Source organism: Pasteurella multocida (assembly GCF_900187275.1).
In the GTDB taxonomy this organism is placed as follows: domain Bacteria; phylum Pseudomonadota; class Gammaproteobacteria; order Enterobacterales; family Pasteurellaceae; genus Pasteurella; species Pasteurella multocida.
This window is the reverse complement of sequence record NZ_LT906458.1, coordinates 2,211,211-2,234,835: the sequence shown is the minus strand read 5'-3', so window position 1 is coordinate 2,234,835 and position 23,625 is coordinate 2,211,211. Positions and strand designations below refer to the sequence as shown.

Genomic DNA, 23,625 nt, shown 5'->3' with positions numbered 1-23,625 from the left:
AACATGTCAATTTCACCACTTTCACGCAAAAATATTCAGACCTTAACGCCGTATCAATCGGCTCGGCGATTAGGCGGCAAGGGCGATATTTGGTTAAATGCCAATGAATACCCAACTTCGCCTGATTTTGATTTAACCCATCGTACCTTTAACCGTTACCCCGAGCCACAACCACAAGCCGTGATTGAAGGCTATGCCAATTATGCAGGGATAACGCCTGAAAATGTGTTGGTCAGCCGTGGCGGTGATGAAAGTATTGAGCTGATTATCCGTGCCTTTTGTGAAGCGGAAGACAGCGTACTTTACTGCCCACCAACCTATGGGATGTATGCGGTCAGTGCCGAAACCTGTGGGATTGCCCTCAAAACAGTGCCGTTGACCGCAGATTTCCAACTGAATTTGCCTGAAATTGAACGCCAGCTTACCGGTGTCAAAGTGGTGTTTGTGTGTAGCCCGAATAACCCAACAGGGACGTTAGTTAATCGCACGGACTTGCTCGCGTTATTAGAAATGACCAAAGGCAAAGCTATTGTCGTGGTAGATGAAGCCTATATTGAGTTTTGTCCACAAGCGACGATGGTCACAGCGCTAAAAAACTACCCACACTTAGCCATTATCCGCACCCTCTCTAAAGCCTTTGCCTTAGCGGGGCTACGTTGTGGTTTTACCTTGGCGAATAAAGACTTAATCGAGGTGCTACAAAAAGTGATTTCACCTTATCCATTGCCAGTGCCTGTGGCGGATCTTGCTGCGCAAGCCTTACAACCTGCGGGTTTACAAGCAATGCAACAACGGGTACAAGAAATTCTGCAAAATCGCACCGCACTTGAGGCAGATTTACGCAGCTTGCCTTGTGTAGAAAACGTCTTTCAAAGCGACGGCAACTATCTTTTAGTGAAATTCAAAGACGGACAAAAAATCTTCAAAACCCTTTGGGATCAAGGCATCATCTTGCGTAATCAACACAGCGCATTGATGTTAGAAAACTGTATTCGTATTACCATTGGCACGGCAGAGGAAAATCGTCGTGTCATTGAAGCGATCCGTAAAATTTCCTAAGATACTAACAAAAAACCAACAGATTAAAATGAAAAAACAGGATAACTCTATGACACAACAAGCCATTCTTTTTATCGACCGTGACGGTACCTTAATTGATGAACCAAAAACCGATTTTCAAATCGACAGTTTAGAAAAATTACAATTTGAGCCGAATGTTATCCCCGCGTTATTAAAGCTCAAACCCTATTACCGTTTCGTAATGGTCAGTAACCAAGACGGGCTAGGCACGGCATCTTTCCCACAGGAAAATTTTGATAAACCGCACAATACGATGATGGCGTTATTTAAATCACAAGGTATCGAGTTTGATGAGGTGTTAATTTGCCCTCACAAACCTGAAGACGAATGCGATTGCCGTAAGCCGAAAATTAAATTATTGAAAAAATACATTGATAAAAAATTGTTCGACCCTGCCACCAGCTTTGTGATTGGTGATCGTGCCACTGACGTGCAACTGGCAGAAAATCTCGGTATTCGTGCCTTGCAATATGATCGTGAAAAGCTCAATTGGGATCTGATTGTGGAAAAATTGTTGCCAAAACAGACCGCACTTGTTGATCGTAAACCACGCTATGCTGAAGTAGTACGTACTACCAAAGAAACCGATATTAAAGTGCAAGTGTGGTTGGATGAAACCGGCATGAACGACATCAAAACAGGCGTGGGCTTTTTCGATCATATGCTCGATCAAATCGCTACCCACGGTGGTTTCCGAATGAACGTAAGTTGTAAAGGCGATCTTTGGATCGACGAACATCACACCGTCGAAGATACGGCTCTCGCCCTCGGCACCGCATTAAAACAAGCCCTTGGCGACAAACGAGGCATTCAACGCTTTGGCTTTGTGTTACCAATGGACGAATGCAAGGCGGAATGTACAATGGATCTGTCTGGTCGCCCGTATTTCAAATTCAAAGCCAAATTTAAACGCGACAAAGTGGGCGATTTCAGCACCGAAATGACCGAGCATTTTTTCCAATCTCTCGCTTATACCTTAATGGCAACCTTGCACCTTAAAACCAAAGGCGATAACGACCACCACAAAATCGAAAGCCTGTTTAAAGTGTTTGGGCGCACGTTAAGACAGTGTATTAAGGTGGAAGGGAATGCAATGCCTAGTAGTAAGGGTGTACTGTAATTTTAAGCAATATCACATAATGTAATCTGTAGGGCATTCTTTATGTATCCAATGATTTAGGTAGTATATCTCTACAACCAAATTACAAAAGTGTGCTGGAATTTTGCAAATTTCTTGGGCATTTGATAATTAGCAAAGTTAAGGATAATTGAAATCCATAGTTGGACTAAGCGTTTGAGTTCTGACAAAAACGTGGATAGTTACACCATAGGCAAAGTTATAAAAATGGAAAAAAATATTCTTGGAACTATTGAAGAAAATCTAAAACGGAAGAGACAAAAGAAGTATTGCAGTGCTAAAGAATTATTAAATATTGAATGTAGTAGAAAGATTATTAAAGCTCATACTATATCTAAAAGTAGTTCTTTATCAACAATTATGGATAAACAAAATGAAGTTATGGGAAACGATTTATCACTTTGTAAATTAATAGAAAATAATGGTCTTGGGGAGCCTAGGAAAATAGGGGTAAATCACGCTTCAACATTTACAGGATTTTGCTCTGAACATGATAAATTACTATTTTCTAGGATAGAAGATGAGGAAATCATCCCTGATCTAGAACAAATATTTTTATTTTCATATAGAGGACTTTGTAGAGAGATTTATACCAAAGGTTATCAAAAAAATAGTGGATTAAAAGAATGCATTTTAAATGGAGGTAATTTGATTAAACAACTCTCTGAAGAATATAAATACTGGGAAAGAAATATTTCCATTTTTGAGAGTTATGCAAATTTGGGCTTTAATGAATTAATTGATACTCAAGCTAATATGCATACAATGTGGAAAACTAAGGATTTCAATAGACTAGAGTCATTTATAATTGAACTATCTTCTCCTGCTCAGATTTTATCTAGTGGGACATTTATTCCAAACATTTCATTTTCTAATGAGAAAATTTTTGATCTAAAAAACTCATCCATAAGAATTCATCAGATGTTTTTTAATATTATAAACTCTAGTAACAGGGGTTATATTATATTCTCGTGGGTTAAAGATGATGCAAATGAATTCTACTATAACTTTATCAAGTCTTTCTTAAATATAAGAACAAATAAAAAAAAGGAAGATTCTTTAGTTAGATTTGTATTCTCATTCTTTGAAAATACTTTTTTTTCTCCCGTATGGTGGAATTCATTGAATGAAAAACAAAAGGCAGAAATAAATACTAAAAGGGAAGAAACTTTTTCTCATAACTTAGCTTCAGTAAGAGCTAAAAATTATAATGCATTCAAAATCTTAAAATATGACTATTTTAAGGAGAAAAACTCCAAATGATCACCATCATCAACACCCGCTGTGCTAACCTTTCTTCCGTCAAATTTGCTTTTGACCGCTTAGGGTATCGCGCAGAAATTACCGATAATATCGAACAAATCCAATCCACCGACAAGTTGATTTTACCTGGTGTGGGAACGGCAAAAGCAGCGATGCAAAATTTGGCGGATTTAGGCTTAATTGAGGTTATCCAAAGCCTAACTCAACCTGTTTTGGGGATTTGTTTGGGAATGCAATTAATGACCGACTATTCCGAAGAAGGCAATTTGGACTTATTAAAACTGATGTCAGGCAAAACCGAAAAATTACCGGATTGTCAGTTGCCATTACCGCATATGGGCTGGAATAAGGTGCATTATGTCGCCGATCACCCGTTATTTGCAGGCATTGAGCAAGACAGCTATTTCTATTTTGTGCACAGCTACGGCGTGTTGCCCAATCCACACACTGTCGCCACCTGCGACTATGGCGTGCCATTTTCTGCAGTAATCCAACATAACAATTTTTATGGTGCACAATTCCACCCTGAGCGTTCAGGCAAAGCAGGCGCGTTATTTTTGCGTAATTTTGTGGAAAACATTAAATAAAGTGCGGTCGATTTTTTAAAAATTTTGCAAACACAGGACAACACAATGAAAACATCACAAATTATCCCCGCTCTTGATCTGATTGATGGTCAAGTAGTGCGCCTTTATCAAGGTAATTATGGGCAGAAAACCCTTTATTCCGATAACCCGATAGCCCAATTCCAAGATTATGTGTCACAAGGGGCAAAGTACTTACATTTAGTGGATCTGACTGGCGCGAAAGATCCAACTAAACGCCAAACAACACTCATCGGTGAAATCATCAACGCAGTGAATTGCCCAATTCAAGTGGGTGGTGGTATTCGCACCGAGCAAGATGTGGCAGATTTACTGGCGGTGGGCGCAAATCGCGTGGTGATTGGCTCAACAGCAGTCAAGCAACCCGAAATGGTCAAACAATGGTTTAAAAAATACGGGGCAGAAAAATTTGTCTTAGCGTTAGATGTCAACATTAACGCACAAGGCGAAAAACAGATCGCAGTGAGCGGTTGGCAAGAAAACAGCGGCGTGTCGTTAGAAGCCTTAATTGCCGATTTCCGTGAAATCGGTTTGCAACACGTGTTATGCACCGATATTTCTAAAGATGGCACTCTTCAAGGTTCTAATGTGGCGCTATATCAAGAAATCTGTACCCAATTCCCGACGATTCAATTCCAATCATCAGGCGGGATCGGCTCTCTTGCGGATATTAAAGCCTTAAAAGACACTGGGGTAGCTGGCGTGATTGTGGGGCGTGCTTTATTGGAAGGTAAGTTTAACGTGCAGGAGGCGATCGCATGTTGGCAAAACGCATAATTCCTTGCTTAGACGTACGTGATGGGCAGGTAGTCAAAGGTGTACAATTTCGCAATCACGAGATTATTGGCGATATCGTGCCGCTGGCGCAACGCTATGCGGAAGAAGGCGCAGATGAATTAGTGTTCTATGATATTACCGCCTCCTCTGACGGCAGAACTATTGATAAAAGCTGGGTGGAACGTGTGGCACAAGTGATTGATATTCCATTTTGCGTAGCGGGTGGCATTAAAAGCGTGGAAGATGCGGAAAAATTATTTGCCTTTGGCGCAGATAAAATTTCTATAAATTCACCCGCACTTGCCGATCCTGATTTAATTAATCGCTTGGCGGATCGTTTTGGTGTGCAAGCCATCGTGGTGGGGATCGATAGTTGGTTTGAAAAGGAAACCGGCAAATATTGGGTTAATCAATATACTGGCGATGAAAGTCGCACACGCCAAACCCATTGGCAATTACTCGACTGGGTCAAGGAAATACAACAACGTGGCGCGGGCGAAATTGTGTTAAATATGATGAACCAAGACGGTGTTCGTCAAGGTTATGACATCGCCCAATTAAAACTCGCGCGTAACCTCTGCCATATTCCCCTGATTGCCTCAGGCGGTGCAGGTGAAATGGTGCATTTCCGTGATGCCTTTGTTGAAGCCAATGTGGATGGTGCGCTCGCTGCCAGCGTGTTCCATAAACGGATTATTGATATTGGGGAATTAAAGGATTATTTGAGAAAGGAAAAGATTAAGATTAGATAGAAAATATTTAAACTAAATTAATAAGGTAAATTCATGAAAAAGTCTGAATTCAAAAATAGTTTTATAGAATTACTTAGTAATAATATTGATAACTTAAATTATGATGAAAAAATTCATTTTATCAAAAAAATACTAACAGAGTATGAGATAGAAAAAGATAAAACGGACAGAACTCCAGTTAATAAAGGTCAGCCATGGAATGATCATCAATTAGAACTGATCCTTTCTTTACCTGCAACGAAAAAAAATTGTCTTAAATTCGCCAAAATATTTGGTAGAGGCTACGGGAGTATAGAACAAATCTATCGATGGGCAAGCACCCCTAAAAATCAATTAACTAAAGAAAGGTTGAATGATGCGTTTATACAACAAATAATGAGAGTTAAACGTAACTTAGAACTACGAAATTAATTTGAGGTATCTATGAAGATCAACTGGCAAAAAGTCGATAATTTGTTGCCCGTCATTATCCAAAACGTGGCGACTTGTGAAGTGTTAATGCTCGGTTATATGAATCAAGAGGCATTAGAAAAAACGCTGGCGGAAAAACGAGTGACCTTTTTTTCACGTACCAAAAACCGTTTATGGACAAAAGGTGAAACTTCTGGACATTTTTTAAACGTAGTGGATATGAGTTTAGATTGTGATAACGATACCCTACTGATTCTAGTCAATCCGATTGGTGAAACCTGTCATACTGGGGCGGAAAGCTGTTTTTATCAGTTTGAAAAGACAACACCGCCGGATTGGATTTTTTTGAGCAAATTAGAACGTTTAATTGCCAGTCGTAAAGGTGCCGATCCTGCAAGTTCTTATACCGCACAACTGTATGCTAAAGGTACTAAACGCATTGCACAAAAAGTCGGTGAAGAAGGGGTGGAAACCGCTCTTGCCGCAACTGTGAAAGACAAAGCAGAAACCATTTGTGAGGCTGCGGATCTCGTTTATCATTTAACAGTCTTGTTGCAAGATGCCGATTTAAGCTGGTCAGATGTGATTCATAAATTAAAAGAACGTCACATAAAATAACAAAAAGCACCGCACTTTTTCTTCGCCTACCGAAAGTGCGGTTTATTTTTTATGAGGTTGTTTCCCGTATCTGATTTCACTCTAGGAGATTATTGGCTTTTATGCTATTTTAACGCCAACATTTCTTCACTATATGTAGGTCAATATTATGGAAAAAATCATTATTGATGAAAACCAATTTCTCCGCACCATTTCCCGTATTTCACACGAGATTATCGAAAAACACCAACGTTTAGACAATATTGTCATTGTAGGCATTAAACGACGTGGTGCGGAAATTGCGGAGTTAATTAAGAAAAAAATTGCTGACCTCGCAAACGTTGAGTTACCCTCAATTGATCTGGATATCACCTTTTACCGTGATGATTTAGAATATGCTGAACCTGACTCCAAATCGCCTACCTATAGCGGTGCCTCCAGTTTTATTAGTATCCACAATAAAGAAGTGATTTTAGTCGATGACGTACTTTATACCGGCAGAACCATTCGTGCAGCACTCGATGCATTAGTGGATTTCGGTCGTGCCGCAAAAATTGAGCTTGTTATTTTTGTGGACAGAGGGCACCGTGAACTGCCAATTCGCGCGGATTATGTCGGTAAAAACGTTCCAACCAGTCGCAGTGAAGAAGTGCAAGTGCGCACCCTGAAGTTCGACAATTGTTATGAAGTTGCACTACTTTCGCCGACAAAATAAAGTTTGTGAACCTTTTGTAAAATTGATACTCTAACAAATGTAATTTTTAACCAACATAATGGAATAGATGATGAAAATGATTAATGTAAAATCTATTTTCTGGGCAATACTAGGGCTTTTTATCTATGTTTCTACTGCGCAGGCCGCAGAACGCGTTGTTGCCACCGTTAATGGTGTGCCAGTGTTAGAAAGCCAAGTCAAAAAAAATATGGGGAAAAAAGGTCAATATCAAGTTGCTTTGGATAAAGTGATTGATGATATTTTAGTGCAACAAGCCATTCAAAATTCAGGCATTAAAGTCAATTATGCACAAGTCGATCAAATCATTGAAGGCATTGCTGCACAAAATGGCTTGACTTATGGACAATTATTGGATGCCTTAGATTATCAAGGCATTAGCTACAATGCTTATCGTCAACAAATTGCTAATCAAATCTTAATGGGAGAAATCCGTAACCAAGCGATTGGACAAAGTATTGATGTGACTCGAGAGCAAGTTGAAGCCTTGAGTAAACAACTGCTAAATCAAGCAAAACAAGCAGGAACAGAAAAGAAAATTTCTGCCCCACAATATGAAGTAAGACATATTCTGTTAAAATTAAACCCGTTATTAAATGATGCACAAGCAAAAGCACAATTAACCCAAATTCGTGCCGATATTATTGCGGGTAAAATGAGCTTTGCCGATGCGGCGTTACACTATTCGAAAGATTACCTTTCTGGTGCCAATGGCGGTAGCCTAGGCTTTGCCTTCCCTGAGGCCTATGTGGGCGCATTCCAAAAAGCGATTCTGACAACGAAAAAAGGTGTGATTTCTGCCCCATTTAAAACCGAATTTGGTTGGCATATTTTAGAAGTGACCAACACTCGTGAAGGGGATAAAACGATTGATGTCTATCGCCAAAAAGCCTATGAACAGTTAGTAAATCAACAAGTTAAAGATGTGGAAAAAGATTGGGTCAAGGCATTACGTAAAAACGCAGAAATTCGTTATCTAAAATAGCAAATCAATAAAACTTAAAATCCCAGCCCAAATGCTGGGATTTTGCTTTATAATAGACCGCACTTTTGATATCGCATTGTGCGAACCATTAATCGAGAAAATATGAATTCAAAAAAACATTTAGGTCATACCGCCCGTAAACGTTTCGGACAAAACTTTTTACATGATAATAATGTCATTCATGGCATTGTTTCCGCGATTTATCCCCAAAAAGATCAATTTTTAGTGGAGATCGGTCCCGGTTTAGGGGCATTAACTGAGCCTGTGGGCGAATTGGTCGATCATTTAACCGTGGTGGAATTAGACCGTGATTTAGCTGAGCGTTTACGCCACCACCCGTTCTTGCACCATAAAATCACCGTGATTGAAACAGATGCGATGCAGTTTGATTTTGGACAGCTTTATCGTGATGCAAATTTAGCAGAAAAAAAGCAAAAAATGCGAGTGTTTGGTAACTTACCTTACAACATTTCGACCCCATTAATGTTCCACTTATTTAAATATCACGATTGCATTCAGGACATGCACTTTATGTTGCAAAAAGAAGTGGTAAAACGTTTATGTGCAGGTCCAAACAGCAAAGCTTATGGGCGCTTAACCATTATGGCGCAATATTTCTGCCAAGTGATGCCGGTACTTGAAGTACCGCCGACGGCATTTAAACCCGCGCCGAAAGTGGATTCTGCTGTTGTACGCTTAGTACCACACAAAGTATTACCGCATCCCGTGAAAGACTTATATTGGTTAAACCGCGTATGTAGCCAAGCTTTTAATCAACGCCGTAAAACTTTACGCAATGCGTTATCAACTTTATTTAGTGCGGATCAATTAACGGAATTGGGTATCGATCTCACCGCACGCGCGGAAAACTTATCGATCGCTGATTATGCACGCTTAGCTAACTGGTTAACAGACAATCCACCAGCCGATGTTAACAAAGACGAAATGATTGAACATCTAGACGATTAATGGCATAAGTGCGGTGTAAAAATGGCAACATATTTAGTAGGCGATTTACAGGGTTGTTACGATGAATTGCAACGTTTACTGGAAAAAGTGCAGTTCGATTCAACACAAGATCAACTTTATTTGGTTGGGGATTTAGTGGCACGCGGGGATAAATCTCTCGAATGCTTGCGCTTTGTCAAATCTCTGGGTAAATCTGCCAAAACGGTGTTAGGCAACCATGATTTACACTTGATTTCCACTGCACTGGGTATTAAAAAAGTGAAAGTGAGAGATCGAGTGGATGCCATTTTTCATGCTCCTGATTTTGAAGAATTAATTGATTGGCTACGTCATCAACCTTTACTTGTACACAATGAGCAACAGAACTTTTTAATGACCCATGCCGGCATTTCGCCGGATTGGGATCTTGCCACGGCGAAACAATGTGCGCACGAAGTGGAAAACGTGCTACGTCATGGTGATTACCACAATTTAATTGAAAATATGTATGACAATCGCCCTGATCGTTGGCATGATGATTTACAAGTTTTAGATCGTTTACGGTATAGCATTAATGTCTTTACCCGTATGCGTTTTTGCTATTGGGATCACCGCTTAGATTTCGACTGTAAGCTGCCACCAGAATCCGCCCCAGAAGAGCTCACGCCTTGGTTTAATTTAGCCAACCCACTTTATCAAACAATCCCCATTGTGTTTGGACATTGGGCAAGTCTAGTCAATACGACAACTCCAAACAATATCTATGCGTTGGATACAGGTTGTGTCTGGGGTAATCACATGACTATGTTACGTTGGGAAGACAAACAATACTTTAGCCAACGTGCGGTAAAAAATTATCGCGATTTTTAATTAATCTGTTTATTTCCTATTCGTTTTCAGGTAACCTGTGCCACGTTTATTCATTGTTAAAACTGAATAAGCAAGATGCATATAACATGTTATGTTTATCTATCTACACAGGACAATTCCATGAAAAAACGACTTATCGCACTCATTGTGGGCTACTCTACCGTTGCCTTCGCAACAACAATCCCAAATACTTTGACTGAAACCCATACTTACGAACTGACTAAATCCTTTGATTTGGTTGTGCCGAAAGGATCGCACGGTGAAACCAATTTATGGGTACCCTTACCTTTTAATGCAGATTACCAAACCGTTAAATCCATCCAATTTGAAGGCAACTACAACACCGCCTATATCACGGAAAATAACCGTTATGGTGCAAAAACCTTGTTTGCCAATTGGGATGAAAATGCCAACAAACGTGCTTTAACCATCAAATTAGTGCTGGAAACCCAAGATCGTGAACCGATGCAACAAGGGGTATTACAAGGCTATCAACCACCTGAAAAAATTCACTATTCCGTTGATGTATTGGAATACTTAAAACCTACTGCCCACATCAAAACAGACGGTATCGTAAAAGACTATGCCGATAAAATCGTAGGTCAAGAAAGTAATCCACTGAAAAAAGCAGAACGTATCCACCAATGGATCGTTAACAATATGGAACGGGATAATTCTGTTCTAGGTTGTGGTGACGGGGATGTGGAAAAAATCTTAACAACCGGCGTGTTAAAAGGAAAATGTACCGACATTAACTCCGTCTTTGTCGCCTTGGCACGTGCGTCAGGTATTCCTGCCCGTGAGATTTTTGGTGTACGCTTAGGACAAGCGGTGAAAATGGGCAAATATTCTAAAGGGGCTTTTGGTAGTGCTGATGAAAACAAACTGGCGAATGTCAGTGGCGGACAACATTGCCGTGCAGAATTTTATTTAGCCGGCTTTGGTTGGGTACCTGTGGATTCTGCTGATGTGACCAAGATGCGTTTAGCCGAAAACAAAGCCGTTAATGATCCCGATACGCAAGCAGTATCAAATTACTTATTTGGTAACTGGGAAATGAATTGGATTGCTTATAATCACGCACGTGATTTTGATCTGTATCCAATGCCAGAAATCGCGCCTCTGAATAACTTTGGTTATCCGTATGCAGAAGTGGGCGGTGATCCATTAAACTCTTTTGATCCAAAAGCATTCGGCTATGAATTCAAAGCACAACAACGCCAGTAAAAGCTTGATTGCCAGTGGCGTCACGGCAGTGATTGCTGCCGTGACCTCGACACTCTGCTGCATTGCACCATTGGTGTATCTGGTGTTTGGTGTGTCATCTTCTTGGTTAGTGAGCCTCAATGAGCTGGAATATTTACGCTTACCGATGTTAATCATCGCCTTGATCTCGTTTGGCTATGGTTTCTGGTTGCTCACCTTTTCCAAGAAAATGCTCTGCACTAAATACTTCTCACGTAAAGGCTTGATTGGGTTATACAGCGTTATGTTTGTACTCATGCTGTTTTTCTTATTTTATCCCACGTTGTTGCCTTACTTTTTAGCATAAGGAACTGTGATGAAAAACATTCTCGGTCTATTTTTATTTCTATTCTCACTATTTAATTTGAGTTATGCCGCAACACCGAGCCTGAATCCAGACGAGAAACAGGTTTCCATTCAGATTAAAGAGATGACTTGCCAGCTTTGTGTGTATTTAGTCAATAAAGAATTACGAGAGATTGAAGGCGTGATGTCCACTAAAGCCAATTTTAAAGATCGCGTAGTCAATATTGTGGCAAAACAGTCTGTGGATAATCAGCACTTTATTGACGCCATTCATAAGCTGAAATACACCCCAGAAATTCTCAATCAACATCCTTAAAAAACCACATAAAAATCCACCGCACTTTAGGTGGATTTTTATGAGGAAACAAAACGTACACAGTTATGTTTACTTCCCCCCAAACTGGCGTGATGTTAACCAGTATACTCTCTTTATTTCCAATAAAATAAGCGACTTTTCCCTAACTTTATCATGCTTTTCACTGTCAATTTTCGCAATTTTACGCTATCCTATATCACATTTTCTTAAGTAAATTCGTCCCGCAAAGTGCGGTTAAAATCAAAGGTAACATTATGCAAGAACAATACCGTCCCGATTTGATTGAAGCGGAAGTTCAACAATACTGGGCTGAAAATAAAACATTTAAAGCGATTAAAGATACTAATAAACCGAAATATTACTGCCTCTCAATGTTCCCTTACCCCTCTGGTCGTCTGCACATGGGACATGTGCGTAACTACACCATTGGTGATGTGGTGTCACGTTATCAACGTATGAACGGCAAAAATGTGTTACAACCGATGGGCTGGGACGCTTTTGGTTTGCCCGCAGAAGGCGCAGCGATCAAAAACAAAACGGCACCCGCAAAATGGACCTACGAGAATATTGATTATATGAAAAATCAGCTCAAAATTTTGGGCTTTGGTTTTGACTGGGATCGTGAAGTGACCACTTGTAAACCCGACTACTACAAATGGGAACAATGGTTCTTCACTGAGTTATATAAAAAAGGATTAGTGTACAAAAAAACCTCAACAGTAAACTGGTGTCCGAATGATGAAACTGTCTTAGCCAACGAACAAGTGCATGAAGGTTGCTGCTGGCGTTGTGATACCCCAGTAGAACAAAAAGAAATTCCACAATGGTTTATCAAAATCACAGATTATGCCGAACAATTATTAGGCGGGTTAGATCACCTTCCATCATGGCCAGATCAAGTAAAAACCATGCAACGTAACTGGATCGGGCGTTCTGAAGGGGTGGAAATCACCTTCCAGTTAGCCAATTCAGAAGACAATTTAACCGTTTATACGACACGTCCAGATACCTTCTTTGGCGTCTCTTATGTGGCCGTGGCCGCTGCACATCCTTTAGCAGAAAAAGCGGCAGAAAATAATCCTGAATTAGCCCAATTTATTCAAGAATGCAAAAATACCAAAGTGGCTGAAGCTGAGCTTGCCACAATGGAGAAAAAAGGCATGGCGACTGGTGTGTATGCCATTCATCCATTAACAGGGGAAAAAGTGCCGGTCTGGGTGGCTAACTTTGTGTTAATGCACTACGGTACCGGGGCAGTAATGGCAGTGCCTGGACACGATGAACGTGATGCTGAGTTCGCTCGTAAATATGGTTTACCACTGCTTAATGTCATTAAGCCGATTAATGGTGAGCCTTTACTTGAACATGAATTACCTTATTGTGAGCATGGTATTTTGTTTAATTCAGGTGAATTTAATGGTCTAGACTTTGATGCCGCATTTAATGCGATCGCAGACAAATTAGAAGCGCTTGGCAAAGGAAAACGTCAAGTGAATTACCGCTTACGTGACTGGGGTGTTTCTCGTCAACGTTACTGGGGAGCGCCAATTCCAATGCTTACCTTAGAAAATGGTGAGGTGGTGCCTGCGCCATTGCAAGATCTGCCAATTGAATTACCAGAAGATGTGGTGATGGACGGCGTGAAAAGTCCAATTAAAGCCGATCCAGAATGGGCAAAAACCACTTACAACGGTCAGCCAGCACTGAAAGAAACGGATACCTTTGATACTTTCATGGAGTCTTCATGGTATTACGCCCGTTATACCTCACCAAAATTTGCGGAAGCCATGTTAGATGCGGACGAAGCAAACTATTGGTTACCCGTGGATCAATATATCGGCGGAATTGAACACGCCACCATGCACTTGTTGTACTTCCGTTTCTTCCACAAATTATTGCGTGATGCAGGTTTTGTCACGAGCGATGAGCCCGCAGACAAATTATTGTGCCAAGGCATGGTGTTAGCCGATGCATTCTACTACACCTCACCAACCAATGAGCGTATTTGGGTGTCCCCAACGGAAGTGACCCTTGAACGTGATGAAAAAGGGCGTATTTTAAAAGCCTACGACAAAGAGGAACGTGAATTAGTGCATTCTGGCATGACCAAAATGTCAAAATCGAAAAATAACGGCATTGACCCACAAGAAATGGTGGAAAAATACGGTGCGGATACCGTGCGTTTATTCATGATGTTCGCGTCACCAGCAGAAATGACCCTTGAATGGCAAGAATCAGGCGTCGAAGGGGCAAAACGTTTCTTAGGACGTTTATGGAATCTCGTGTTTGAATATAACAAACATCCCGCAGAAACTGCCGTAGAACCGACCGCACTTTCAAGCGCACAAAAAGCTTTACGTCGTGATGTACACAAAACGATTGCTAAAGTGAGTGATGATATCGGTCGTCGTCAAACCTTCAATACTGCCATTGCCGCGATTATGGAATTAATGAATAAATTAACTAAAGCGCCATTAGTGGAAGTACAAGATCGCGCGATTATGGCAGAAGCATTAAGTGCCGTCGTACGTATGCTTTACCCAATCACACCACATATTTGTTTCCAATTATGGAAAGACTTAGGTAATACAGAAGCGATTGACTTTGCCCCTTGGGTAGAAGCCGATGCAGCAGCGATGGTTGACGATGAAAAATTGGTTGTGGTACAAGTGAATGGTAAAGTGCGTGCCAAAGTGACCGTCCCTGCAGAAATGTCAGAAGACGATATCAAGCAAGTCGCATTAGCAGATAGCAATGTAGCCAAACACTTAGAAGGTTTAAACATTGTGAAAACCATCTATGTACCGGGAAAATTATTTAGCTTTGTGGCAAAATAATTCCTAATTTTCTTTGATATTTCCCTCTTCCTAGAGGGAAATTAAGGATCACAATATGTTGAAACAACTCAAAACAATTTTGCTCACAGCAGTTTTTACTTTCCTGACAGCATGTGGCTTTCAATTTCAAAATGGCGGACTCATTCCGTCTGCGTTGCAAACCCTTACGCTTGAAAGTAGCGATCCTTACAGTGAAATGACGTTGACCTTAAGAAAAGAGCTACAGCTCAATAATATTCATTTGGTCGAGGGACAAGCAAATATTCCCGTATTACGTTTAAATAAAATCACTATGCATGATCAAGTTGCGTCAATTTTCAAACAAGGTCGTGAAGCAGAAAAAATGCTGATTTTAGAAGTAGAGGCAATGGTAAAATTGCCTAATCAAGCTGCGTTCCCGATTTCAACTAAAGTGAATCGCACGTTCTTCGATAACTCGCGCGCAGCCTTAGCAAAATCTGCCGAAAAAGAAGTGATTTGGCATGATATGCGCGAGCAAGCTGCACGTCAGTTAATTAATAAAGTGGTTGCTCTTCAACATCAAGTTCAGACAAAATAATGCAACGGATTTTCACAGAACAATTAGGATCTGCTCTACAAAACAAACTAGCCAAGCTCTATTATTTCGTAGGGCAAGATCCGTTACTGTTAAGTGAAAATCAAGATCGCATAAATCAATATGCATTCAAGCAAGGTTTTGACGAAAAAAATGTCATCACAATTGATCAGAATACTAATTGGTCTGATCTCTTTGAACGCTGCCAATCCATTGGCTTGTTTTTCAATAAACAGATTTTGTTTCTTAATTTACCTGAAAACCTCAGTGCAAGTTTACAAACTCGTTTACAAGAACTGATCTCACTCCTCAACGATGACATCCTGTTAATACTACAATTGCCTAAACTGAACAAAGCGACTGAAAAACAAACATGGTTTATCCAAGCTAATCAGTATGAACCGGAAGCCGTACTCGTGCATTGCCAAACCCCAACCATTGAGCAATTGCCTCGTTGGATCGCGTTGCGTGCGAAAAGTATGGGACTACAGATTGAAGAGCAAGCAATCCAACTTCTTTGTTATAGCCATGAAAATAACTTATTAGCCTTAAAACAAAGTTTGCAGCTCCTTGCTTTACTCTATCCTGACAACAAAATCAGTTATGCACGAGTACAATCCACTATTGCTCAGACCTCAGTGTTCACACCATTTCAATGGGTCGATGCGCTGTTAGAAGGTAAAAGTAAACGCGCCCAACGTATTTTAGAAGGGTTAAAAGCAGAGGAAATGGAGCCCATTATTTTATTGCGGACGTTACAACGAGATTTGCTCACCTTATTAGGATTGGCGAAGCCATCACATCCTGTCACCCTTGCCACGCCCCTCCCTGCTCATCAACTGCGTGAACAATTTGATCAATTAAAAGTGTGGCAAAATCGACGCCCTTTCTTTACTCAAGCCTTTAAACGCTTGAATTACAAACAGCTTTATTTGATTATTCAAGCGCTAGCAGAGATCGAACGTTTAGCGAAACACACATTTAGCCAAGATATTTGGGATCGTTTAGCCGAACTTTCTGCTTTCATTTGTTTACCAGATGATCCCAATCACCTACTATCTCTACCAACTTTCTCTCGTTGATAAGCTAAATCAGCCTATTCTTACTCTCGCATCGGCATATTTTGTTTTTTACATTGTTTAATTATCCGTTATAATGCCTTGCCTTTAGGCGATTTTTTATACATAAAACACGTTATTAAGGACTTACTATGAAAAAATTAGTTGCAATCATGACCTTCTCTGCGTTTTCTGTGACAGTTTCCGCAGCAGAACTTGCACCAGCTTGTGAAAAATATTTCGCTGATTACGAGACTTTTCTTAAAAATGTCCCTGCAGAACAAGCGACTATGATCAAACAACAGTATGACAGCGCCAAACAACAGTTCTTAGCCTTACCGAAAGACATGCAAGAACAAACCTGTAATCAGGCTGCTGAGCAATTGAAACAAATGCAAAGCATGATGGGTAAAAAATAATTACTCAACGCAAACACAAAACCCCTGTATTAACAGGGGTTTTGTTGATATAAGACAACCTATTACTAACGATTCTCGGCCAGTAACCGTTGGATTAATTTTACATTCGCAGGTGGAAATTGCCCGGCATCCAGTTCGTTTTGTGCGACCCAAAATCCAGCTTGTCCTTCACGACCAAAAGGTTCACCAACCCATTCATCAACGAGATAGAAATAAAAAGAAATCATTTTAGTTGGATATTCAAACTGAAAACGCTCATAAAGTGTCGCATTTAAAATATGTATGCCAATTTCCTCTTCTAACTCACGTCTTAACGCTTGTTCCGGACTTTCGCCATCGTCCACTTTTCCACCGGGAAACTCCAATGCTTGGGCAAAATCTTGCCCTTCTAAACGCTGCGTAACATAAATCTGACCAAACTCATTACGAATAATGCCTGCTGCAACGTGAACTAAAGGTTTTGTCATGATGTATCCTTAAAAAAAGTGCGGTCAGTTTTAAAAATTTTTTAAAAACATACCGCACTTTTATATCTACTTAAATCATCTTATACACAAGATTAATATTTAGCTTTACTGCCATGGCAATGTTTATATTTCTTGCCAGACCCACAAGGACATGGCTCATTTCGTCCCACACGACGTGTGCTCTCTTCGCCACTGTCTTCATCTGCATTATATTGCATACTGGCCGTTTCGCGTTTTGCCATCTCTTGACGCTGACGCTCCGCTTGTTCAACTTCTTCTTGTGTACGTACTTGTACACGACTTAACGTCGTCACAACACTCAACTTCAAGGCATCAAGCATATCCGTAAACATTTGGAAACATTCTTTTTTGTATTCCTGTTTTGGATCTTTTTGTGCATAACCACGCAAATGGATACCACGACGTAAATGATCCATTGCTGATAAATGTTCTTTCCACAATTCATCAAGAGTTTGTAACATCACGCCTTTTTCAAAGCTACGCATGGTTTGTTCACCCACAATGCTTTCTTTTTGCTTGTATTCCTCAATCGCTGCATCTAATACACGCTGACGTAATGCATCTTCATCAAAATGATTATCTTCTTCTAACCATTTTTCAAGCGGTAAATCTAAGGCAAAGTCATGTTTCAAACGTTGCTCTAGTGCAGGTACATCCCACATTTCTTCTAAAGATTGTGGTGGAATATATTGATCAATCACTTGATTAAAGACATCCGCGCGAATCACATCAATCGTGTCAGAAATATCCTCATTATCTAACAACGTATTACGTTGTGCATAAATAGCATGACGTTGGTCATTAGCAACATCATCAAACTCAAGTAAGTTTTTACGACCATCAAAGTTATGCGCTTCCACTTTAGCTTGTGCGGAGGCAATCACTTTGGTCAACATTTTTGACTCCATCGCTTCGCCTGCAGTGCTAAAGGCCTTGCGCATTAAGTTTAACTTACCTTCATTTAGATAAATACGCATCAGCGCGTCATCTAACGATAAATAGAAACGTGAAGATCCTGGGTCACCTTGACGACCAGAACGACCGCGCAACTGATTATCAATACGACGTGACTCATGACGTTCCGTTCCAATAATATGCAATCCCCCCGCGGCTTTCACGATCTCATGACGCGCTTTCCAAGCAGTATGAATTGCCTCAATTTGTGATTCTGTCGGATTGTCCAACTTCGCAATTTCGGCTTTCCAGTTACCACCTAGTACAATATCTGTACCACGACCTGCCATATTGGTGGCAATCGTCACCGTACCTGGATACCCGGCGTTTGCCACGATTTCGGCTTCCTGTGCGTGGAATTTCGCATTTAGCACATTGTGTTTAATGCCGGCTTTTTTCAATGCATGAGAGAGTAATTCTGATTTTTCAATGGAGATTGTCCCGACTAACACCGGTTGATTACGTGCCACACAATCTTTGATGTCCTCAATAATCGCATTAAATTTATACTCTTCATTCTCGAACATGACGTCAGTACGATCATCACGAATCATCGGACGATTGGTTGGCACGACAATAGTTTCTAACCCATAAATTTGTTGGAACTCAAAGGCTTCAGTGTCCGCAGTACCGGTCATCCCTGCTAGTTTTTCATACAAGCGGAAATAGTTTTGGTAGGTGATTGAGGCAACAGTCTGGTTCTCGCTTTGAATGCGCACACCTTCTTTGGCTTCAATCGCTTGGTGTAAGCCGTCTGACCAACGACGACCCGCCATAGTACGACCAGTGTGCTCGTCAACAATCACGATTTCACCGTCTTTCACGATGTAATCCACATCACGCTCAAATAAAGTATGGGCACGTAATGCCGCGTACACATGATGCAACAAGGAAATTTTTGACGGCGAATACAAAGATTCCTCCGCACTCATTAACCCTTGTTCAGTCAGCCATTGTTCGACTTTCTCTTGACCTCGCTCAGTTAAATGCGCTTGCTTGGTTTTTAAGTCTAAAGTGAAGTCTCCTTCACCTTGATATTCTTCTGAGTCTTCTTTATCTTGTTTGATTAAATTCGGAATCAATTTATCAACCGTCATATACAATTCTGAGCTGTCTTCAGCTTGCCCTGAAATAATCAACGGCGTTCTGGCTTCATCAATTAAAATAGAATCCACCTCATCCACTAACGCATAATGTAAATAACGTTGAAAACGTTCTTGTGCAGTATGGGCTAAATTATCACGTAAATAATCAAAACCTAATTCACTATTAGTTGCATATGTTACATCTGCCGCATAAGCTTCACGTTTTTGCTCTGGTGATAAACCAGGAACATTCACGCCCACCGTCATACCTAAAAATTCAAAAAGTGGGCGATTCGTTTCCGCATCTCGACGAGCTAAATAGTCATTCACCGTCACAACATGCACACCTTTCCCCGTTAGCGCATTTAAATAGCAAGGTAAGGTCGCGGTTAATGTTTTCCCTTCCCCTGTACGCATCTCCGCAATACAACGGTTAGTCAGTACCATTCCCCCCAACAATTGCACATCAAAATGACGCATGCCTAATACACGTTTGCTTGCTTCACGCACTGTGGCAAATGCTTCAGGTAAAAGTTGCTCTAATGTTTCGCCCTGTGCTAAACGTGCTTTAAAGGCATCAGTCTTCGCTTTTAAATCATCATCGCTTAAGGCTTCAAACTCAGGCTCTAACTGATTAATCTTAATAACAATTTTATTCAATCGACGTAAAATCCGATCATTACGGCTGCCAAAAATTTTGGTGAGAATACTTCTAAACATAATTTTTTTCTTTCTTATAAAATGAATAACGGATCTGCTTTGCCGTTCAATACAAAACAGAGTAAATAAGTCAACGAGTTAAGTTAGACGCTAATCGGACCCGCACGAATAGGTGGCAGTGAATAAGTAAGGATTGACGCAAAAAATGCCTGATTTTGCCTCACATAAGGCTTATTTTGAGGTGGAACAATCAGATGATATGACTGTTGTTGAACATGTTGCGCAATCGCAATCGTATGTGAAATCTGCTGTTGAATCAGCTGAGATGAACGATGATTCTCATGAGGTAAGCCTGTTGGTGTGCTCAATTCTTGTGACTGCGGTAATGCAAAAATCGCAATCATACTCAAGAGTAATCGCGACCAAAAATTATGCTTACCTTTCGTTAGAACCATCATCTCGCCTACTGTAAAAAAATCTCTCGTATTGTAGCGGAAATTCGCTACAATGTCATAAATATTGAGGTAAAAAGTGAGAAAACAAGCCCATGCGATATGAAAAACCGGTTAACGTTATCGAGCTGTTAGAAAACTCCAGTTTAGCGAAGATCATGAAAAAAGGTCTGTTTTTAAATGCCTTAAATTTGCATTTACAACAACGTATTCCTCAACAATATCAAGGCTTGTATAACGTCGCGAATTTAGAACAGGATACGCTTTATTTAGATGTTGCCAATGCCAGTGTACGACAAGCTTTATTGTTTGAACAAAAAACGATATTAGCACGCATTCATCAAGACTATCCTGAAGTGAAAAAAATAAAATTCACTATCACGCCTAATCTCTTTTGTTAACGTCTCTTTTCACATCAAAGCCAGCACAAAGCGATCGTCTTCTTGATTACTTAGCAAGAGGTGTCCCTTTGAATACTGCAATTAATTCTGCCACTTTAATCCGGCGTGCTGATTGATGACTAATTGAACGCTGTACTTTCAGAGCTTTAATTTTAGCATTCTGGTAAATCTGTCGCGTAAACGGCGTATCATGATTCGAAATTACTACCGAAATCTGGCGCTCTTCGGCTGTTTTTCGAGCTAACTCAGCAAGCATTTGTTGGTGCAGTGAAGAGAATTCATTGCCAGCGTAACTGGTAAAATTACTGTCCTGAATTAATGGTGCATAAGGTGGATCACAATAAATAATCGATTTTTCATCAGCCAAAGAAAAGGTTTGTTGGAAATCCGCACAAATAAACTCTGCATTTTGTGCTTTTTCCGCAAAATAACGGAGCTCATTTTCTGGAAAGTAATGTCTTTTATACGTACCAAACGGCACATTAAATTCATTTTTAGAATTGTAGCGACAAAGTCCATTAAAACCAAAACGATTCAAGTATAAAAAAATCACTGATCGTTCAAATGGATCTTTGGAAAGATTAAACTGTGTACGCTTTGCATAATAAAACGTACTGGTATTGGCTTCAGGGTGGAAGAAAAGTGGCTTGCTCGCATTAATATAATGCTCAACGTCGTTTTTGACAAAGTTAAACAAGTTAATCAAGTCTGGATTAATATCCGCCAAAATATAACGTTCAAAATTAGTATTCAAAAAGACCGCACCCGCTCCAACAAAGGGCTCAATTAAGCATTGATTCGTTTTGGGCAACAGTTTATTGATTTCATCAGATAGGCGAAATTTACCACCTGCCCACTTCAAAAAGGGGCGGTGTTTAATAGGGATTAATTTTGCTTTTTTCTTACCAACAATAGCGGGGCGCTTAACCGGGCATTTTCGACGAGGTGGCATGAATCAATTAACCTGCGTACAACAACGAATAGCATCTAGCACTAACGCTGGATCAGTATCTGTTGCGACATAAGCCTGACCTAAAGACGCTAATAAGACGAGACGCAATTTTCCAGCGAGCACTTTTTTATCGCGTAGCATATGTGGTAAATAATCTTCAGGTTGCATAGTATCTGGTGAGACTGTCGGTAAGTTGGCTCGAGCTAGCAATCTTTCAAGACGTGCCACATCAGTCTTCGTCAAATTCCCCAGTTTTTCTGAAAGTACCGCAGCCATTAGCATCCCAACCGCCACTGCTTCACCGTGTAACCAATGCCCATACCCTAAGTGGGTTTCAATCGCATGACCAAATGTATGCCCTAAATTTAATAAAGCGCGATCGCCTTTTTCCGTTTCATCGCGCGCGACAACATCTGCCTTAATTTGACAACAGCGTGCAATACAGGTTTGTAAATTGTCTGGATCTCGTGCCACTAGACTATCAATATTTTGTTCCAACCAAGTAAAGAACGGCAGATCTAAAATCGCGCCATACTTAATCACTTCAGCTAAGCCTGCATTGATTTCTCGTTTTGGTAAACTGTTTAAGGTTAATGTATCGATGATCACCGTACAAGGTTGATAGAACGCACCGATCATATTTTTACCAAGCGCATGATTGACCGCGGTTTTTCCCCCTACGGACGAATCAACTTGCGCTAATAAGGTCGTTGGAATTTGAATAAAACGCACACCTCGTTGATAACTCGCCGCCGCATAACCTGCAACATCGCCGATCACACCACCACCGAGAGCAATAATCGTCGTATCTCTGCCATGATTTCCTTGCAACAGTGCTGTAAAAATAAGATTTAACGAGTCTAGTGTTTTATATTGTTCACCATCTGATAAGAATACATGTTCAACCAAACAGCCTTTTTTCACCAAGGTGTCTGTCACTTGAGAAAGATAATGTTGTGCAATCGTTGGGTTCGTCACAATCATGACTTTGTCGCCAGATTTTAAAGGATAGCATTTTTCATTCGAAAGTAATCCCGAACCAATATAAATTGGATAACGGCGCTCTTTTAACTCAACATTTACACACAACATGCTTTACCCTACTTATCTAACCGTGAAGATTATCAATTAAATCGACAATTTGCGTTGCCATTACCTTAGCGCTTTGTTCATCAGTAGGTAAGGTGATATCGGCAATTTCTTCATACAAAGGATTACGAATTTTTGCTAAATCCTCAAGGACTTGACGGGGATCCTCAACCTCTTGCAAAAGAGGGCGTTTTTTATCACGCTGGGTACGCTGATATTGTTTCTCTACCGTCGTTTCTAAATAAATCACGATACCCCGTGCTGATAAGTGATTACGATTTTCTTTCGATAACACCGCGCCACCACCTGTAGATAACACGATCCCTTGTCTTTGTGTTAATTCATTAATAATGCGTTCTTCACGCTTACGAAAACCGTCTTCACCTTCAACATCAAAAATCCAACTAATATCAGCACCCGCTCGTTGTTCAATTTCATTATCCGAATCCACAAAGTCCATACTTAATAGCTGTGCTAATTGGCGGCCAATCGTACTTTTACCCGCGCCCATTGGTCCAATTAAGAAAATATTACGCTTTTCTGCCATCTCTAATTTTTCTTCTTTTCATTAATACATTGATAATTATGATCTTTTACAAAATAGAGAAGCGACCCTTATCGGCCGCAGAAAGATCACCCAAAAAATAA

Annotated in this window: 26 protein-coding genes; 20 read left to right on the top strand and 6 right to left on the bottom strand. The window is 40.4% G+C overall.

From position 1 onward, the window contains the following. Positions 1–3: 3 nt before the first annotated feature. From hisC to CKV69_RS10370, 19 genes are all read left to right on the top strand, one after another. Positions 4–1,059: a histidinol-phosphate transaminase gene (gene hisC, locus CKV69_RS10460; protein WP_015702726.1), complete on the top strand. Its 1,056-nt coding sequence runs from the start codon at positions 4–6 to the stop codon at positions 1,057–1,059. Between the two features lie 49 nt (positions 1,060–1,108). Further along, positions 1,109–2,200 (top strand): bifunctional histidinol-phosphatase/imidazoleglycerol-phosphate dehydratase HisB, encoded by a 1,092-nt coding sequence (hisB, locus tag CKV69_RS10455; protein WP_015702725.1) that lies wholly within the window; start codon positions 1,109–1,111, stop codon positions 2,198–2,200. Positions 2,201–2,425: 225 nt separating this feature from the next. Next, positions 2,426–3,481, top strand: coding sequence for a hypothetical protein (locus tag CKV69_RS10450; protein ID WP_016504534.1), 1,056 nt, complete (start codon positions 2,426–2,428; stop codon positions 3,479–3,481). Next, positions 3,478–4,068 (top strand): imidazole glycerol phosphate synthase subunit HisH, encoded by a 591-nt coding sequence (gene hisH, locus CKV69_RS10445; RefSeq protein ID WP_015702723.1) that lies wholly within the window; start codon positions 3,478–3,480, stop codon positions 4,066–4,068. The genes CKV69_RS10450 and hisH overlap by 4 nt, the downstream gene beginning before the upstream one ends. A gap of 45 nt (positions 4,069–4,113) precedes the next feature. Beyond that, complete coding sequence (hisA, locus tag CKV69_RS10440) at positions 4,114–4,863, top strand: 1-(5-phosphoribosyl)-5-[(5-phosphoribosylamino)methylideneamino]imidazole-4-carboxamide isomerase (RefSeq protein WP_015702722.1); 750 nt, start codon at positions 4,114–4,116, stop codon at positions 4,861–4,863. Continuing rightward, positions 4,845–5,615, top strand: coding sequence for an imidazole glycerol phosphate synthase subunit HisF (gene hisF / locus CKV69_RS10435; RefSeq protein WP_015702721.1), 771 nt, complete (start codon positions 4,845–4,847; stop codon positions 5,613–5,615). The genes hisA and hisF overlap by 19 nt, the downstream gene beginning before the upstream one ends. Before the next feature lie 33 nt (positions 5,616–5,648). Beyond that, complete coding sequence (locus CKV69_RS10430) at positions 5,649–6,026, top strand: hypothetical protein (RefSeq protein ID WP_010907072.1); 378 nt, start codon at positions 5,649–5,651, stop codon at positions 6,024–6,026. Between the two features lie 12 nt (positions 6,027–6,038). Then, positions 6,039–6,644: a bifunctional phosphoribosyl-AMP cyclohydrolase/phosphoribosyl-ATP diphosphatase HisIE gene (hisIE, locus tag CKV69_RS10425; protein ID WP_025248569.1), complete on the top strand. Its 606-nt coding sequence runs from the start codon at positions 6,039–6,041 to the stop codon at positions 6,642–6,644. A gap of 148 nt (positions 6,645–6,792) precedes the next feature. Further along, a complete protein-coding gene (gene pyrR, locus CKV69_RS10420; RefSeq protein WP_005717592.1) occupies positions 6,793–7,338 on the top strand; it encodes a bifunctional pyr operon transcriptional regulator/uracil phosphoribosyltransferase PyrR in 546 nt (181 codons plus the stop codon). A gap of 70 nt (positions 7,339–7,408) precedes the next feature. Continuing rightward, a complete protein-coding gene (locus CKV69_RS10415) occupies positions 7,409–8,341 on the top strand; it encodes a peptidylprolyl isomerase (RefSeq protein ID WP_005717593.1) in 933 nt (310 codons plus the stop codon). A gap of 102 nt (positions 8,342–8,443) precedes the next feature. Beyond that, complete coding sequence (gene rsmA / locus CKV69_RS10410) at positions 8,444–9,310, top strand: 16S rRNA (adenine(1518)-N(6)/adenine(1519)-N(6))-dimethyltransferase RsmA (protein ID WP_005717594.1); 867 nt, start codon at positions 8,444–8,446, stop codon at positions 9,308–9,310. A 21-nt stretch (positions 9,311–9,331) separates the two neighbouring features. Beyond that, positions 9,332–10,159 (top strand): bis(5'-nucleosyl)-tetraphosphatase (symmetrical) ApaH, encoded by an 828-nt coding sequence (gene apaH / locus CKV69_RS10405; protein WP_025248568.1) that lies wholly within the window; start codon positions 9,332–9,334, stop codon positions 10,157–10,159. A gap of 120 nt (positions 10,160–10,279) precedes the next feature. Then, positions 10,280–11,386 (top strand): transglutaminase-like domain-containing protein, encoded by a 1,107-nt coding sequence (locus tag CKV69_RS10400; RefSeq protein ID WP_025248567.1) that lies wholly within the window; start codon positions 10,280–10,282, stop codon positions 11,384–11,386. Continuing rightward, complete coding sequence (locus tag CKV69_RS10395; RefSeq protein ID WP_005723675.1) at positions 11,358–11,711, top strand: mercuric transporter MerT family protein; 354 nt, start codon at positions 11,358–11,360, stop codon at positions 11,709–11,711. Before CKV69_RS10400 ends, CKV69_RS10395 begins: the two co-directional genes overlap by 29 nt. Positions 11,712–11,720: 9 nt before the next feature. Continuing rightward, complete coding sequence (locus tag CKV69_RS10390; RefSeq protein WP_005723677.1) at positions 11,721–12,026, top strand: heavy-metal-associated domain-containing protein; 306 nt, start codon at positions 11,721–11,723, stop codon at positions 12,024–12,026. A 254-nt stretch (positions 12,027–12,280) separates the two neighbouring features. Beyond that, positions 12,281–14,863, top strand: a complete 2,583-nt coding sequence (gene leuS / locus CKV69_RS10385; protein ID WP_025248566.1) for a leucine--tRNA ligase — start codon at positions 12,281–12,283, stop codon at positions 14,861–14,863. A 55-nt stretch (positions 14,864–14,918) separates the two neighbouring features. Beyond that, on the top strand, positions 14,919–15,422 hold the full coding sequence (locus CKV69_RS10380; protein WP_025248565.1) for an LPS-assembly lipoprotein LptE: 504 nt from the start codon (positions 14,919–14,921) through the stop codon (positions 15,420–15,422). Continuing rightward, entirely contained in the window at positions 15,422–16,501 is a 1,080-nt protein-coding gene (holA, locus tag CKV69_RS10375) for a DNA polymerase III subunit delta (RefSeq protein ID WP_025248564.1), read from the top strand. Before CKV69_RS10380 ends, holA begins: the two co-directional genes overlap by 1 nt. Before the next feature lie 128 nt (positions 16,502–16,629). Further along, positions 16,630–16,896: a DUF5339 domain-containing protein gene (locus CKV69_RS10370; protein ID WP_025248563.1), complete on the top strand. Its 267-nt coding sequence runs from the start codon at positions 16,630–16,632 to the stop codon at positions 16,894–16,896. A gap of 65 nt (positions 16,897–16,961) precedes the next feature. Here the strand turns inward: CKV69_RS10370 and mutT are convergent, their stop codons facing one another. From mutT to secM, 3 genes are all read right to left on the bottom strand, one after another. Further along, positions 16,962–17,363, bottom strand: a complete 402-nt coding sequence (gene mutT, locus CKV69_RS10365) for an 8-oxo-dGTP diphosphatase MutT (RefSeq protein WP_005717611.1) — start codon at positions 17,361–17,363, stop codon at positions 16,962–16,964. A 92-nt stretch (positions 17,364–17,455) separates the two neighbouring features. Further along, a complete protein-coding gene (secA, locus tag CKV69_RS10360) occupies positions 17,456–20,143 on the bottom strand; it encodes a preprotein translocase subunit SecA (protein WP_025248562.1) in 2,688 nt (895 codons plus the stop codon). Positions 20,144–20,226: 83 nt separating this feature from the next. Next, complete coding sequence (secM, locus tag CKV69_RS10355; RefSeq protein ID WP_005723689.1) at positions 20,227–20,538, bottom strand: secA translation cis-regulator SecM; 312 nt, start codon at positions 20,536–20,538, stop codon at positions 20,227–20,229. Between the two features lie 92 nt (positions 20,539–20,630). Between secM and CKV69_RS10350 the strand changes: the two genes are divergently transcribed. After that, a complete protein-coding gene (locus tag CKV69_RS10350; RefSeq protein WP_005723691.1) occupies positions 20,631–20,936 on the top strand; it encodes a DUF721 domain-containing protein in 306 nt (101 codons plus the stop codon). Positions 20,937–20,982: 46 nt separating this feature from the next. Here CKV69_RS10350 and CKV69_RS10345 read toward each other — a convergent pair whose 3' ends face one another. From CKV69_RS10345 to aroK, 3 genes are read right to left on the bottom strand one after another with little or no spacing between them, the layout of a single operon-like run. Beyond that, entirely contained in the window at positions 20,983–21,888 is a 906-nt protein-coding gene (locus CKV69_RS10345; protein ID WP_005723696.1) for a Dam family site-specific DNA-(adenine-N6)-methyltransferase, read from the bottom strand. Between the two features lie 3 nt (positions 21,889–21,891). After that, the gene (aroB, locus tag CKV69_RS10340) at positions 21,892–22,980 is read right to left on the bottom strand and encodes a 3-dehydroquinate synthase (RefSeq protein WP_016533092.1); all 1,089 of its coding nucleotides are present in this window, start codon (positions 22,978–22,980) and stop codon (positions 21,892–21,894) included. Positions 22,981–22,996: 16 nt separating this feature from the next. Continuing rightward, positions 22,997–23,524 carry a shikimate kinase AroK gene (gene aroK, locus CKV69_RS10335; RefSeq protein ID WP_005717623.1) on the bottom strand — a complete coding sequence of 176 codons (528 nt, stop codon included), beginning with the start codon at positions 23,522–23,524 and terminating at the stop codon, positions 22,997–22,999. Positions 23,525–23,625 lie beyond the last annotated feature (101 nt).